Annotated in this window: 10 protein-coding genes; 6 read left to right on the top strand and 4 right to left on the bottom strand. The window is 40.5% G+C overall.

What is annotated here, in order from left to right; all coding sequences use genetic code 11:
- Positions 1 to 10: 10 nt before the first annotated feature.
- The 3 genes from FOC45_RS01845 to FOC45_RS01835 all read right to left on the bottom strand — a co-directional run bounded on the left by FOC45_RS01845 (position 11) and on the right by FOC45_RS01835 (position 3,438).
- Positions 11 to 1,555 carry a ribonuclease E/G gene (locus FOC45_RS01845; RefSeq protein WP_009389278.1) on the bottom strand — a complete coding sequence of 515 codons (1,545 nt, stop codon included), beginning with the start codon at positions 1,553 to 1,555 and terminating at the stop codon, positions 11 to 13.
- 193 nt (positions 1,556 to 1,748) lie between these two features.
- Positions 1,749 to 2,039: an HU family DNA-binding protein gene (locus tag FOC45_RS01840; RefSeq protein WP_009389277.1), complete on the bottom strand. Its 291-nt coding sequence runs from the start codon at positions 2,037 to 2,039 to the stop codon at positions 1,749 to 1,751.
- A gap of 166 nt (positions 2,040 to 2,205) precedes the next feature.
- A complete protein-coding gene (locus FOC45_RS01835) occupies positions 2,206 to 3,438 on the bottom strand; it encodes a 3-phosphoshikimate 1-carboxyvinyltransferase (protein WP_009389276.1) in 1,233 nt (410 codons plus the stop codon).
- Between the two features lie 927 nt (positions 3,439 to 4,365).
- Here FOC45_RS01835 and FOC45_RS01830 point away from each other — a divergent pair.
- The 5 genes from FOC45_RS01830 (at position 4,366) to nhaD (ending at position 10,926) form a co-directional block, all read left to right on the top strand.
- The gene (locus FOC45_RS01830; RefSeq protein WP_009389275.1) at positions 4,366 to 5,763 is read left to right on the top strand and encodes a sigma-54 dependent transcriptional regulator; all 1,398 of its coding nucleotides are present in this window, start codon (positions 4,366 to 4,368) and stop codon (positions 5,761 to 5,763) included.
- 124 nt (positions 5,764 to 5,887) lie between these two features.
- The gene (locus FOC45_RS11935) at positions 5,888 to 6,061 is read left to right on the top strand and encodes a hypothetical protein (RefSeq protein WP_196774065.1); all 174 of its coding nucleotides are present in this window, start codon (positions 5,888 to 5,890) and stop codon (positions 6,059 to 6,061) included.
- Positions 6,062 to 6,063: 2 nt separating this feature from the next.
- Positions 6,064 to 6,531 (top strand): hypothetical protein, encoded by a 468-nt coding sequence (locus FOC45_RS01825; protein ID WP_034539936.1) that lies wholly within the window; start codon positions 6,064 to 6,066, stop codon positions 6,529 to 6,531.
- On the top strand, positions 6,528 to 9,440 hold the full coding sequence (locus FOC45_RS01820; RefSeq protein ID WP_009389272.1) for a glycoside hydrolase family 3 N-terminal domain-containing protein: 2,913 nt from the start codon (positions 6,528 to 6,530) through the stop codon (positions 9,438 to 9,440). The genes FOC45_RS01825 and FOC45_RS01820 overlap by 4 nt, the downstream gene beginning before the upstream one ends.
- A 157-nt stretch (positions 9,441 to 9,597) precedes the next feature.
- Positions 9,598 to 10,926: a sodium:proton antiporter NhaD gene (gene nhaD, locus FOC45_RS01815; RefSeq protein ID WP_009389271.1), complete on the top strand. Its 1,329-nt coding sequence runs from the start codon at positions 9,598 to 9,600 to the stop codon at positions 10,924 to 10,926.
- Positions 10,927 to 11,005: 79 nt separating this feature from the next.
- On the opposite strand, the gene FOC45_RS01810 is transcribed toward nhaD, so the two are convergent.
- Positions 11,006 to 11,938 carry a peptidylprolyl isomerase gene (locus FOC45_RS01810; protein ID WP_009389270.1) on the bottom strand — a complete coding sequence of 311 codons (933 nt, stop codon included), beginning with the start codon at positions 11,936 to 11,938 and terminating at the stop codon, positions 11,006 to 11,008.
- Between the two features lie 105 nt (positions 11,939 to 12,043).
- Here FOC45_RS01810 and FOC45_RS01805 point away from each other — a divergent pair, with 105 nt between their 5' ends.
- A complete protein-coding gene (locus FOC45_RS01805) occupies positions 12,044 to 14,500 on the top strand; it encodes an SLBB domain-containing protein (RefSeq protein WP_009389269.1) in 2,457 nt (818 codons plus the stop codon).

The raw sequence follows: 14,500 nt of genomic DNA, 5'->3' as shown, positions 1-14,500 counted from the left end.
GATTAAATTTTTAAAGAGGGGTTCCTTCATTAGTTTTAAAACGATATTCTAAGTAAGAATAGGCATCGCGGGGCAGTATCTTTATCCACCGCTTGTATTTCAGAAACCATTTAAAACGAATAGAGTTTAGGAATCCTTTGGTCAAATAAGCTGCTATAAAAGGGTGTGCATTGAGCACAATACGCCCTTTGTAAGCATCCTCCTTAATAATGCTTTCAAGTTCTATGTTGATTTTATCAATAAGAACAATAGGGGCTTCAATTTCGCCCTCTTTGCTTGGGTTCTCTTCTTTAGTTTTGATGTTCAGCTCTTGGCGTACGCGTTGCCGAGTGATTTGTATAAGCCCGAACTTACTTGGGGGCAGTATTTTGTGTTTGGCACGGTCTTCAGCCATTTCATCGCGAAGATGGTCAAACAATATACGGCGGTTATCGCTGCTTGCCATATCAATAAAATCAACTACTATGATACCCCCCATATCGCGGAGGCGCAGTTGGCGTGCTATCTCGGTAGCAGCAATTAGGTTTACAGATAAGGCTGTAGTTTCTTGGTCGTTATTTTTGTTAGAGTGATTTCCACTATTTACGTCGATTACGTGTAGGGCTTCGGTGTGCTCTATGACTAAGTAAGCCCCTTTGGGCATTGATACGGTACGACCGAAAGCCGTCTTTATCTGACGTTCAATATGAAACTTCTCAAAAATAGGTACCGATGAGCGGTATAATTTTACGATGCTTTCTTTTTCAGGTGCTATCTCTTGCACATACTTCTTTATCTGCTCGTACAGCTGTTCGTTATCTACGTGTATGCCTGTAAAAGTATCGTTGAACAAGTCGCGGAGTATGGCACCTGTTCTGTTCACTTCGCTCATCACCTTAGAGGGATAAACCGCTTTTTGAATTTTTCTGCACATCAAAACCCAGCGATTGAAGAGAGACTGTAAATCCTTGTCTAATTCGGCTACTTTTTTCCCTTCGGCTACCGTGCGCACTATTACGCCAAAGCCTTTAGGCTTAATGCTTTGCAAGAGTTTTCGCAAACGTTCTTTTTCGGATTTGCTCTCTATCTTCTGCGAGATAGAAATACGGTCAGAAAAAGGTACGAGTACTAAATACCTACCCGCTATAGAGAGTTCAGAACTGATACGAGGACCTTTGGTAGAGATAGGCTCTTTGACTATCTGCACCAATATGGGCTGATTAGGTTTGAGAGTATCGGCTACCGAGCCATTCTTATCGATATCTGGTTCAAGAGGGAAGTCTTTTAGGGAAAAATCTTTTAATTTCCCTGAGATAACCCACTTGATGAACTTAAGTAAAGAAGCTAACTGAGGGCCTAAGTCGTGGTAATGTAGGAAGGCATCTTTTTCGTGCCCCACATTAACGAAAGCCGCATTGAGCCCTTGTATAGGCTTGCGCACTTTGGCTAACATTATGTCGCCCACACCCAGACCGTTAGTATCTTCTTCTTTGTGAAGCTCTATCAGCCTACCGTCTCTGAGCAAAGCAAAATCTACGTAAGAGGAGCCAGAACGGATAATTAATTCTTTTTCCACTTTGTTGGATTTTTAGTTAATAATTCAATGAACAATTTAGGGTTGTTTTTAAGCAAGAAAAAGTAGTTAAAAACTACTTTTTCTTTTTGTGGCGATTAGCTCTCGCTCTTTTTTTGCGTTTGTGGTTAGCCACTTTATGTCTTTTTCTTTTTTTTCCGCTTGGCATAACTTTATTATTTTTATATGATTAATATTAATTTACTTTTACATTGTCTTTCACAGTGTCTACAAATACCTTAGCTGGCTTAAAGGCAGGAATGTTGTGAGCAGGTATTTTTAAGGTAGTATTTTTAGAAATATTACGCCCTGTTTTTTCGGCTCTTGTTTTGATTATAAAACTGCCGAAACCTCTCAAATACACGTTTTGTCCATCTTTTAAAGAGTTAATCACTTCATCCATAAAGTTTTCAACGATTAACTGAACTTCGTTTTTGTCAAGACCTGATTTGTCGGAAATCTTTGATACAATTTCTGCTTTTGTCATCTTTGTTATTTTTATATATGAATATTCATCTTCGTATTTGTGGGCGCAAAGATACAAATTAAATATTTAATAAACACTATGTTAGCAGATTTTTTTTAGCTTTTATTTATCTCCTTTCTTTCAAAAAGATAACAAAATGCTGATTATCAGATTTTTATAACTTTTATCACTTTTCTTCATCTTCTACTGTTAGCTGGGCTACATCTTGCCAAAAAGTTGGATATGACTTAGTTACCACCTCTTTATCAAGTATTACGAGTGGGGTGAGAAGCATCAGCGGGGCAAACGCCATCGCCATACGATGGTCATTATAAGTAGCCACTTGCACTCCGCTATTCAAACTACGACAAGGAGGAAATTGCAGACTGTCGCTGGTGATGGTTACCTCCGCACCAAACTTGCTCAACTCGGTTTGTAGGGCTGTGAGGCGGTCGGTTTCTTTTATACTTAGGGTGTGTAAGCCTGAGAGCGCACAGCCTATCCCCAAGCCTAAGCAGGTAACCGCAAGGGTTTGGGCTATGTCGGGGGTAGCATTGAGGTCGGCCGTAAAGCTGTCCGTTTGAGGGGCTGACACCTTAGTAAGCGTGAGGGTCGTATCACTAAGGGTAGTGGTAACCCCCAGCGCGCGATACAGCTGCTGTAGTGCGCTATCGCCTTGCAGACTCGGTTGCTTAAAGTCGCGGAGTGAGAGGGTGGTGCCTACAGGCGAAAGGGCTACAAAACTATACCAATAGGAAGCTGAAGACCAATCTGACTCTACTTGCCAATGATAGTTCTGTAGGCTATCGGCAGGGGTGATGCGTATCTCGTTACCGCTGAAATGTACGTGCTCAGCACCAATGCAATAGGACAACAGGTCGAGGGTCATCTGTAGGTAGGGTAAAGAGGTGATACTACCGGTGAGCTCTAAATGAAGTCCGTTGGGGAGCGTGGGTGCAATGAGGAGCAAGGCAGAACTGTACTGGCTGCTGACATTGCCCTGCAAGCTGACATGGCTACCGTTTAGTTCTTTCCCCTTGATGCGCAGCGGTGAAAAGCCTTCTTTTTCTGTATAGGTGATATCAGCCCCAAGCGAGCGCAGAGCATCGACTAATAGGGCTATGGGTCGCTGGTGCATACGCTCTGAGCCCATCAGCAGGACATCAGCTCCTAACTGTGCTGCAAAATAGGCTGTAAGGAAACGCATAGCCGTACCGGCGTGATGCACATCTATCAGCGGTGTGCAAGAATACAATGCTTTTAGGAGTAGGCGAGTGTCATCGGCTGTAGAGAGGTTGCTAATAGAGAGTTCGGGGTACAGCGCTTGCAAGAGTAGCGCTCTATTGCTTTCGGATTTGGAGCCTGACAGCTGTAGTGACTGCCCTGAACGCAGTGAGGATTTAGAAAGGGAAATGTCCATTTTTAGTCGTTAGTGATTAGTGGTTAGTCGTTAGTCGTTAGTTGTTAGTAATTAGTCGCTAGTCGTTAGTTGTTAGCCGTTAGTGTATGGCATAATCTCTACTTATTTTTGGCAAAGATACAAAATATTTTTGAATTTTGATGTTTTTCTATGTTTGGAAGGTTTATTAGATGTTTATACTTCGTTAATCGTTCGCTAACTGTTCGCTCTTCCTGTATCCTTCCTATATCGATTGTATAGGGTAAGCGTAGAGAGAATAATTTTCTAAACATTCAAGAAAAAGCAAAAAAATTAGGAATATGGGAAATCTAGTGTAACCTGTAACGTGTAATTACACACCTTTTACACATTTATTAACATAGTTATTAACAGGCTATCGACAAGTTATTAACGGATTATCTATTTGATTATAAAGACATTGAAGTATTTATTAACGGGTAATGATAAGTTTGGCACAGTTTTTTCAAAGTATATAGCGTAAGTTAGAAGATTAAACATTTATAATTTATTAGTGCATACTTATAATATGAATGGTGGCTCTTTCAGCATATACAAGAAATTGGTTAAGAAATTAAATTACTGAAAAAAATTGCTAAAAGAAACATTGTTAGATAAGAATCATTAAAACGAAGTTGTTGAAAAAAATTAAATTCATTTTGTTGTTGGGAAACAACTTTTCATTGAGAAACATTGCTAAAATTTAATTGCTAAACAGCTATCATTCATTGAGCTAACAAAATTGGGAGTTAGTAGTAGTATTTATATTATATGCATTGAAAAAAGTTCCCTTGTGATAAGGGGACTTTTTTTTTGAGTAAAAAGTGTAATTATTTCAAAATAAAATTGTATTTTTGCACACTTTTTGAATTTTGAATTCTGAATTATTGTAACAAAAGCAAATATTAATTATATAGATTTAGAAAACGTATGAAAACCCCCATTCTATTAGTAGAAGATGATGTAGTATTTTCAAAAATGCTTAGCCGCTTTTTGGAACGCAACGGATATGATGTGATTGGGTGCTATAGTTTAGAAGAGGCCGAGAAGAACTTGACCCCTGCTATTAAAATGATATTTACCGACCTAAGGCTACCCGATGGTGATGGTATCAACTTTCTAAAGCAGGTGAAAGATATTTTCCCTAACTTGCCCGTGGTGGTTATGACCAGCTACGCCGAGGTTTCGACTGCTGTAGAAGCGATGAAACTCGGTGCTTTTGACTATATCTCTAAACCCTTTCAGCAGGAAGATGTGCTTAATGTGATAAAAAATGCCCAAAATACAGTATTTTCTACCCCTAAGCCTGAAACTGTAGAGACTGCTGCTCCTTTGAGCAAAACTGACCATAGCAGTCCGGCGAAAATGGTGAAAGCCCCTAAGGTGACGGAAGAAAATCCGTTTATAGAGGGAGTAAGTCCCGCGTCTAAAAAGCTGAGCAAGTTTATCAACTTGGTGGCTCCGACCGATATGTCGGTGCTCATTATGGGCGAAAGCGGTACAGGTAAAGAGGTGGTAGCAAAGCTGATACACCTAAAAAGCGAGCGCCGCAACAAGCCTTTTATAGCAGTAGACTGCGGAGCCATACCTAAAGAAATAGCTTCGAGTGAGTTTTTCGGACACGTAAAAGGTTCGTTTACAGGGGCTATCACCGATAAAAAAGGACATTTTGAAGAAGCTAATGGCGGTACAATCTTCCTTGATGAGGTGGGTAACCTTAGCTATGAGAACCAAATACAGTTGCTACGCGCCCTACAAGAGCGCCGTATCAAACCTATTGGTAGTTCAAAAGAAATAGAGGTAGACATCAGAGTATTAGCGGCTACTAATGAGGACTTATTGGAGGCGGTGAACAAAGGTGATTTTCGCGAGGATTTATACCACCGCTTAAATGAGTTCGCTATAAAAGTGCCATCGCTAAGCGAGCGCAAAGACGACTTGATGATATTTGCTTCGTATTTCTTAGAGATAACTAATGAAAAGCTACACAAAAACGTGCAAGGCTTTACCGAAAGAGCTGTTCAGAAGATGTTGAACTACAATTGGGGTGGTAACCTACGCGAGTTATCGAATGTAGTGAAGCGCGCTACACTGCTCACCACTACTGATTATATCAGCGAAAATGAGTTGCCAGACTTTGTGATGAGCGAGACACGCCACTTCCCTACTGAACGTTTTTCGTTTTCGACCAAAGAGAATGAGCGCGAACTGATCATTGGAGCGCTACACGAAACAAACAACAATAAGACTGAAGCGGCTAAACTGCTGGGCTTCACCCGTAAAACCCTTTATAACAAGCTGAAAGCGTATAACATAGAGGAGTTTTAGGCGATTTGCCAATTTACTAATTTGACAATTAGATGATTAAGAAAAGTTTTTAATTGTTAATATATTTTCTATGAGAGTTAGGGGCTGGACTCCTAACTCTCTATTAATTAAATATGAAAAACGTATGGAGAAGAAACAAGAAGTAGTGGTGCTACGCCAATCGGACAACGCCACGCAAGTAATGATAAAGAACCCCAGTGAGAAACTATTAGCTTTTATGGAACAAATAGCAGAAAGGTCTAAAAAGCTAAAAGAGGAAATTATGCAAATGGAATTTAAAGAATACAAAAGAATTTGACATTGGGCTTAGATATTAAAATACCTTTTGAAAGTGAAAAAGGTAACCAATATGTTTTGCTTTTTTCTATTTATCAACCTCTTTCAAATATAACTATACCAGTAGTAGAAGTAAGTTTGAGTTTGAAAAAACAGACTTATTCTACTAACTCGATGAAAGTTTTCAATCATATTATTGAAGAAATACGTCAATATTTATCTGAAAGAGATGTTATACTTTATTATTATTGCGATAATTCGCCAATATATTACCGAAATAATGATAAGCGGCATTTCTTTTCGCCTCAACACTTTAGGAATGAGCTTTTTTATGCTTTATTTGAAAAAGCAAAACCTAAAAACTTATTGATTAAAAGCTCTGTTATTATGAATGAACCTATAGGCAACCATTATATTAACTTTATTTATAAACCTGAACATCAACAATACATCAATATCCTTAGTAAAGAATTAGAAGAATATCAAAAATGAAAAAACAACACTTACTTATAGCAGTTTGTTGGGTATTAACCACAATTATCGGAAGGGCTCAAAGTCCGCTGGTGATGACTAACAAAGCTAAAGAACAAGAACAATGGGTGGAAAACACTTATAAACAAATGACTTTAGACGAAAAAATAGGTCAATTGTTTATGGTATCGCTGTTTTCAAGCCATATCGGTACTAAAAGAGCTGAAGAAGTAAAAGATTGGATTAAAAAATATTATATAGGCGGTATCATATTCTCGAAAGGAGGCCCGAAAAGACAGGTGAAACTCACTAATGAGTATCAACCTCTCTCTAAAATTCCTCTTTTTATGGCTATGGATGCCGAATGGGGTCTGGCTATGCGCCTAGACTCTACTTTCGCCTACCCTTGGAATATGACAATGGGGGCTGTAAAAGACAATAGCCTGATAGAACGCGCAGGCAAACGCATCGGGCAGCACTGCAAACAAATAGGAATGCAGTTTAACTTTGCACCAGACATCGACATCAATACTAATCCGGAGAACCCTATTATAGGTAACCGCTCGTTTGGTGAAGACAAAGAGAATGTAGCCCAAAAAGGACTTGCTTTTACCCGAGGAATGCAGTCGGTAGGCGTGCTGGGCAGTGCTAAGCACTTCCCTGGACACGGCGATACAGCGAAAGATTCGCATAAAACACTACCTACTATCAACTTTACGGCTAACCGCTTGGAAGAAGTAGAACTCTACCCTTTTAGAGCCCTTTCTAAAAGCGTAGCGAGCGTGATGGTAGGTCACCTAAACGTGCCTGCCTTAGAACCTAAAAACGGTTTACCCTCATCGCTTTCTAAAACGATTATCACCGATTTGCTAAAGAAAAAAATGGGGTATGAGGGGCTTATCTTTACCGATGCGCTCGGAATGAAAGGCGTATCGGAATACCTACCTATAGGCGAGGTAGAAGTAGAGGCTTTTTTAGCTGGAAACGATATACTACTGATGCCGAGCAATCTGCCTAAAGGCTTTGAGGCGATGAAAAAAGCCTACCAAAGCAAGCGCATTAGCGAGGAGCGTTTAGCCCACTCGGTAAAGAAAATACTAATGGCTAAATACAAAGTAGGGCTGACCACCTTCACCCCTATAGATGAGTCAACTGTGAGCAAAGAGCTGCACACAACTGAAGATGACCTACTGACTGAAGCTATTTTTGAAAACGCACTGACAGTAGCCCAAAACAAGAGTCAGATTATACCGCTAAAGCAGTTAGACAAACAGAAAATAGCTTATGTGAAATTTGGCAATGACAGCGGTTGGACTTTCTACAGCACCCTAAAGAAATACGCTGATGTAGCCCTTATAGAACCTAAAAATGAAGCACAACTATACGAGGCTATAGAACCCTACACCACTATAATCATCGGGTTGCACAAACCAGACAAAACTCCGTGGGACGCTTATAACTTCAGTGAAAATGAACTAAAATGGTTAGAGCATATCGCTAAGAAAAAGAAGACTATACTGACTGTATTTACACGTCCTTACGCTATGCTCAATGTGAAGCACATACACCCATTGGAGGGTATTGTATTTGCGTATCAGAACCATAAAGTAGCCCAAGAAAAAACGGCTCAGTTGCTCTTCGGGGCGATAGAAGGGAAAGGTATACTGCCTGTGTCTGCCCACCCTGACCTACCGGTAGGCACCTCGGTAGAAACCCCTAAAATAGGGCGTTTAGCCTACGGACTGCCTGAGAGTGTGGGACTTAGTTCGGATAAGCTCAAGACCATAGACAGCATAGCCCAAGAGGCCATCGACCAAAAGATGACCCCCGGAATGCAAATATTGGTAGCCAAAAAAGGGAAGATAGTCTATCGGAAAAACTTCGGTACCTTAGACTACAACCCTGCACACAAAGTAAATGACCATACGATATACGACCTTGCTTCGCTGACGAAAATACTGGCTACCCTGCCCGAACTGATGCGGCTGTACACCAAAGGGGATTTTAGGCCTAATGACACTTTTGAGGATTTGCTGCCGAGGCTAAAAGATACTAACAAGGGAGGGATGACAATGAAGGAGGTGCTCTCGCACTACGCACAGTTTCAGTCGTGGATACCGTTTTTCAACCAAACCCTTGACAAGAACAAAAAGCCATTGCCAGAATTTTATAGTACTACCGCCAGCGATTCCTTCCCTACCCAAGTAGCGAAGGATTTGTATTTAAGAGAAGGGTTTACGGATAGTATTTACAAGCGTATAGACGACAGCAATCTGATAAAAGATAAGAAGTATCTGTACAGCGACCTGCCGTACTACTATTTTAAACTTTTTATAGAGAAGAAAACTAAAAAGCCCCTGCAAGAGGCGGTACAAAAGCATTTTTACCGAGAATTGGGGGCTTATCAGCTGACTTACCTACCTTTGGAGCGCTTCCCGATAACAAATATAGCTCCTGCTGAAGATGAAAAGACTTTTAGAGGGCAGGAGTTACGCGGCTATGTGCACGACCAAGGAGCTGCCTTGCTCGGCGGTGTAGGTGGACACGCGGGACTCTTTGGCACTGCTGACGATGTGGCTAAGATAATGCAAATGTACCTACAAAAAGGGTATTATGGCGGCACGTGGTATTTGCAACCGCAAGCTATACAGCTATTTAACACTTGTAACTATTGCACTGAAGGGAACAGACGCGGCTTAGGTTTTGACAAACCTCAATTAGGCAAGGCTGGGCCTACCTGCGGCTGTGTGCCAATGGAAAGCTTTGGGCATACGGGTTTTACGGGTACCTTTGCTTGGGCAGACCCTATAAACGAAATAGTAGTGGTCTTCCTCTCTAACCGGACTTACCCTTCGGCTGAAAACAAATTGTTGATAAACAAATTGATAAGACAGCGAGTACAAGAAGTGGTGTATAAAGCTGGGCTTTAGTCGCTAGTCGTTAGTGGTTAGTCGCTAGTCGTTAGAAAGCGACAATGATCTAACGACTAGCGACTAACTACTAAAATATAAATCAAAAAATATTTGGAAAGTAATAAAAAGATTTTGTATATTTGCGGCGTTAAATTTTAATAAAAAAATAGTATATATGGAATCTTGGATTATTGCCATCTTTTTTATTGGTTATTTTTGTATTACTACTGAACATCAGATTAGAGTAGACAAAACAATTTCGGCTTTGGCTATGGCCGTGATATGCTGGACGATACTAAAAGTATCAAACATTGATGTAATGCATATTATGAATGGCGAGCTCTTCCCTGTAAGTAATACGCCCGAAGGTAACGCCTCTGCTATAGATGCTGCTCTACAACACAACTTGGCTGAAACTGCCGAAATCCTTTTCTTCTTAATCGGCGCGATGACCATTGTAGAGGTGATTGATATGCACCGCGGTTTTGAAATTATCAAACGTATTATCCGCACTAAAAGCAAGGTAAAACTGCTGTGGATTATCGGTCTTATCGCGTTCTTCTTATCAGCTATCATTGATAACCTTACTACTACTATTATCCTTATAACTATCGTACGCAAACTTATCCCTGACCAAAAAGAGCGCATTTGGTATGCATCGCTTATCGTAATTGCGGCTAATGCTGGTGGTGCGTGGTCGCCTATTGGAGACGTAACTACTACTATGCTATGGGTGAAAAACAAAGTAAGTGCGGCTAAATTAGTAGAATATGTACTTATCCCTTCAACTATATGCTTAATAGTACCGCTACTTATCGCTTCTTTCTTGCCTGTATTCAGAGGTCATTTAAATACTGAAAACAACCAAGAAGGGGTGACCTATAAAAGTAGTACTCCAGTACTAGTGATAGGTATTATCGCTATTATCTTTGTACCTATTTTCAAATCAATTACACACCTTCCTCCTTATATGGGTATGCTTTTCGCTTTGGCTACTATGTGGTTTGTGGGTGAAAAACTTAAACCTAAAGAACTAAATGAAGAAGATGAAGAGAAATTTGGTATACACCGCGCCCTTAGCCGTATAGAGTTTTCGAGTATCTTATTCTTCTTAGGAATACTATTGGCAGTTGCCTCACTACAAACTATCGGTACGCTATTTAACTTTGCACAAAACCTTAATAGCGCTATCCCAAGCAAAAACATAGTAGTACTTCTGTTAGGATTTGCTTCGGCAGTAATTGACAACGTACCATTGGTGGCGGCAAGTATGGGTATGTTCCAAGAAGGATTAGACAACGGTATTTGGCACTTTATTGCTTACTCAGCTGGAACAGGAGGTAGCTTGCTGATTATCGGTTCGGCAGCAGGTGTAGTAGCAATGGGTATGGAAAAAATAAGTTTCTTCTGGTACGCTAAAAATATCCTTTGGATGGCATTATTAGGCTTCGTATTAGGTTACCTAACCTTAGTAGCCTTTGAAGCAATGCACGTGTTTGGATAAAAGACGAGAGACAAGAGACAAATAAAAAAAGTCGGTTAAGTTATGAGCTTAACCGACTTTTTATTTGTTATTGTTAGTATTAGTTTACTTTTACTAATTCGACATCGAAGATAAGAGGAGCGTGAGGAGGGATAACTCCGCCAGCACCAGAAGCTCCGTAAGCAAGCTCTGAAGGAATAACTAAGCGCGCTTTGTCGCCCTCGTGAAGGAGAAGGATACCTTCGTCCCAGCCCTCAATTACTTGTCCCACGCCCACTGTAAAACTAAGTGGCTGTTGGCGACGGTAAGAGCTATCGAACACCGTTTTATCGAGTAGCATACCGGTATAGTGCACTGCTACCTTTTGTCCGGCTTGCGCTTTTTTGCCATTACCGTGTTGTGTGATTTGATAGTACAAACCGCTTTCGGTCTTATCGAATCCTGCTGTTTCTTTAGCAAAAGCCTCTTCGTTTTGGCGTTTTTGCTCTGCAAGGCGCGCTGCTTTTGTTTCTTCTAACGATTGGAAAGCACGAACGGCATCCCACTGTTGTGCCTCCTCGCCTACTCTGATGATTTCTATTTTTTCGATAGTATCGCCCTGTGCTACGGCATCGACTACTGATTGTCCTTCTATCACTTCACCAAAAACTGTATGCTTGCCGTCGAGCCAAGGCGTAGGTACGTGAGTGATAAAAAACTGACTGCCATTGGTGCCAGGACCTGCATTTGCCATTGAAATCACGCCAGGTTTATTGTGCTTAAGTTCAGGGTGAAACTCATCATCGAAGCGATAGCCAGGTTCGCCGGTGCCTGTGCCAAGAGGGCAGCCCCCTTGAATCATAAAGTTAGGAATGACACGGTGAAAGGTAAGTCCGTCATAATAAGGTACTCCGAGTGGTTTTTGGCTGTTTTTCATCTTGCCTTCGGCTAAGGCTACGAAATTACCCACCGTAGCAGGCGTTTTATCATACGTAAGGCGCAGTAAAATAACCCCTTTAGGAGTTGTTATTTTAGCATAAATTCCGTTTTGCATTTTGTTTTGAGTTAAAATTAAAGTGCAAAGATAATAATTATTAATTTATTAATTGCTAATTATCAATTGTTTTGTATCTTTGCACCCTAAAAGTATTTATAAGAAATGTTGAGACTCAGAATCTTTTTAGTATGTTTTTTCATCGGGGTAGCAAGCCTTAGCGCGCAAGTAGGCAATACCAACAATGTAGATGTTACATCGGTGAATGTAGACAACCTGACTGATACCCAGCTACAAACTGCTTGGGCTCGCGCACAAGCACAAGGGTATAGCATTGACCAATTTGTGGCTATGGCACGTGCACGTGGTATGCAAGAAGCTCAAGCTATGAAGCTAAGACAACGCCTTATGCAGTTAGGTAGTGCTACCAAAAGCACCACTAAGGGAACTAGCAGCACAGACAAAATGCGTAAACCTGCCGAGGAAGAAGATATATTCGGCTACAGCGGTAACGAACCTAAAGAAAAAACGCCTCAACCTGAGAAAGACAAGGAAATATTCGGGATGGATTTCTTCAAAAATCCGAAGATTTCATTTACTCCTAACCTAAATATGGCTACCCCTGAAAACTACCAAGTAGGTCCTGGTGACGAACTATTAGTAGAAGTATGGGGCGCTACTGAAGGTAATTTCAAACAAAAAGTAGATGCTGAAGGTAACATCTTCTTAAACGGAGTAGGACGCATACACGTAGCAGGTCTCTCTTTTTCGGAAGTAAAAGCGAAAATAAATTCTTTCTTAAAGCGTATCTATTCTGGTATTTCTGCTCCCGATGGTAGTTATGCTAAAATATATACTGGCGTGACTATCACCCAAGTGCGCACTGTGAAAGTGAACATCATAGGCGAAGTAATGGTACCAGGTACCTACTCGCTCAGTTCGCTCTCTACTGTACTTAACGCTCTCTATGCTTGTGGAGGGCCTTCAGAAAGTGGGTCGTTTAGGGAAATTAGTTTAGTGCGTGGAGGTAAGAAAATAGCTAACTTTGATATTTATGATTTTCTTATCAATGGCTCTGAAAAAGGCAATTTAGGCTTGCAAGACCAAGACGTAATTATTGTACCCCCCTACAAAAACCGCGTATGGGTAGAAGGTCAAGTGAAACGTAAAGGTTTTTACGAAATGTTAAACTCTGAGACATTGGCTAACTTAGTAAGTTTCTTTGGAGGTTTTACCTCTGATGCTTTTACTAATACCTTAGTGCTTGAACGCATCAAAGAGGCTAAACGTGAGGTGAAAGAGATAAATTTTAGCGAAATATCAAAGCTGAAAATGCAAAACGGCGACCGGTTAAAAGTACACGCTATTACAAATGAATACCAAAACCGTCTAAGTATAGGAGGTGCTGTTTATCAGCCTGGGGTATACGAATACAAAGAAGGTATGACTGCCCTCGACCTGCTAAACCGTGCTAATGGAGTAAAGAAAGATGCCTCATTAAACAGAGGTCTTATCTTTCGCACAGAGAACCGCGTAGATTATCAAACACTGAGTTTCTCAGTAAAAGATTTGATTGAAAATAAACACAACATTACGCTGAAAGACAACGATAGCTTGTATATATTCTACAAAGATTCGTTGCAATTTAAACGATTCGTAAAAGTAGAAGGGGCTGTAAACAAACCTAGAGAGCTGTCTTATATGGAAAATATGACAGTAGAAGACGCGATTTCGCTAGCTGGAGGTCTTTCTAATGGGGCTGACCCTTCAGTGATAGAAGTTTTTAGAGAAACAAATGATGGTAACTTTGAAAAACTAAGTCAAGCGTTTAAAGTTTCGTCTAACAATGAACTGAAATCTGAAGGAGAAGCAATGGTACTGCAACCTAACGATGTGGTTTCTGTACGATATATAAAAGGATTTACTCCCTTACAAACAGTGTCAGTAATGGGTGAAGTGCTATACCCAGGTGTATACAGCATTCAGTCTAAAAATGAACACATTTCGGATTTATTAGAGCGTGTAGGTGGATTTACGCCTTTTGCCTATAAGGAAGGGGCTACCCTTGTGCGTAAAAAGACAGAAGAAGGAGAAATTCAACAAGAAGATTTCTTAGATGAGCTCATCTCCCAAGAAAGTACAACTGATGAGAGCTCTAAATCACTTAAAAAAGTAGCTAAGAAAACAAATGAATACCGTATAGGTATAGATATAAGTAAAATACTCAAGCACAAGCACAGCAAATACGACCTATTACTCAACGAGGGCGATATGTTGCTTATACCTTCAGAAAGGCAAACGGTAGAAATACGGGGTGAAGTATTAGCTCCCTCAATGGTACGCTTCCAGAAAGGACAATCACTGCGCCAGTACATAGACCAAGCAGGAGGATTTTCTAATAGAGCTAAAAAACGTTCGATATATGTACTATATGCTAATGGAAGTATCAAATCTACACGCACCTCTCTTTTCTTTAAAAACTACCCTGAATTAGCTCCTGGAGCGATTATCATTGTGCCGTCAAAACCAGAAAAGAAAGAAATGAGTACCGGAGAAACCATAGGTATCATCTCCGCAATTACCACTATGGGAGTTCTAATTTATAATGTAATTACAAAATAA

Origin of the sequence: Capnocytophaga sp. FDAARGOS_737 (assembly GCF_009730375.1) — a bacterium.
GTDB classification, from domain to species: domain Bacteria; phylum Bacteroidota; class Bacteroidia; order Flavobacteriales; family Flavobacteriaceae; genus Capnocytophaga; species Capnocytophaga leadbetteri.
The sequence above is the reverse complement of the archived record's forward strand: the minus strand, read 5'-3'. Positions and strand labels throughout refer to the sequence as shown.

What these genes read in the sequence shown, in the direction of transcription:
- FOC45_RS01805 (WP_009389269.1), top strand. Translation starts at nt 12,044, where the DNA reads ATGTTGAGACTCAGAATCTTTTTAGTATGTTTTTTCATCGGGGTAGCA.
- FOC45_RS01835 (WP_009389276.1), bottom strand. Translation starts at nt 3,438, where the DNA reads ATGGACATTTCCCTTTCTAAATCCTCACTGCGTTCAGGGCAGTCACTA.
- nhaD (WP_009389271.1), top strand. Translation starts at nt 9,598, where the DNA reads ATGGAATCTTGGATTATTGCCATCTTTTTTATTGGTTATTTTTGTATT.
- FOC45_RS11935 (WP_196774065.1), top strand. Translation starts at nt 5,888, where the DNA reads ATGGAGAAGAAACAAGAAGTAGTGGTGCTACGCCAATCGGACAACGCC.
- FOC45_RS01830 (WP_009389275.1), top strand. Translation starts at nt 4,366, where the DNA reads ATGAAAACCCCCATTCTATTAGTAGAAGATGATGTAGTATTTTCAAAA.
- FOC45_RS01820 (WP_009389272.1), top strand. Translation starts at nt 6,528, where the DNA reads ATGAAAAAACAACACTTACTTATAGCAGTTTGTTGGGTATTAACCACA.
- FOC45_RS01810 (WP_009389270.1), bottom strand. Translation starts at nt 11,938, where the DNA reads ATGCAAAACGGAATTTATGCTAAAATAACAACTCCTAAAGGGGTTATT.
- FOC45_RS01840 (WP_009389277.1), bottom strand. Translation starts at nt 2,039, where the DNA reads ATGACAAAAGCAGAAATTGTATCAAAGATTTCCGACAAATCAGGTCTT.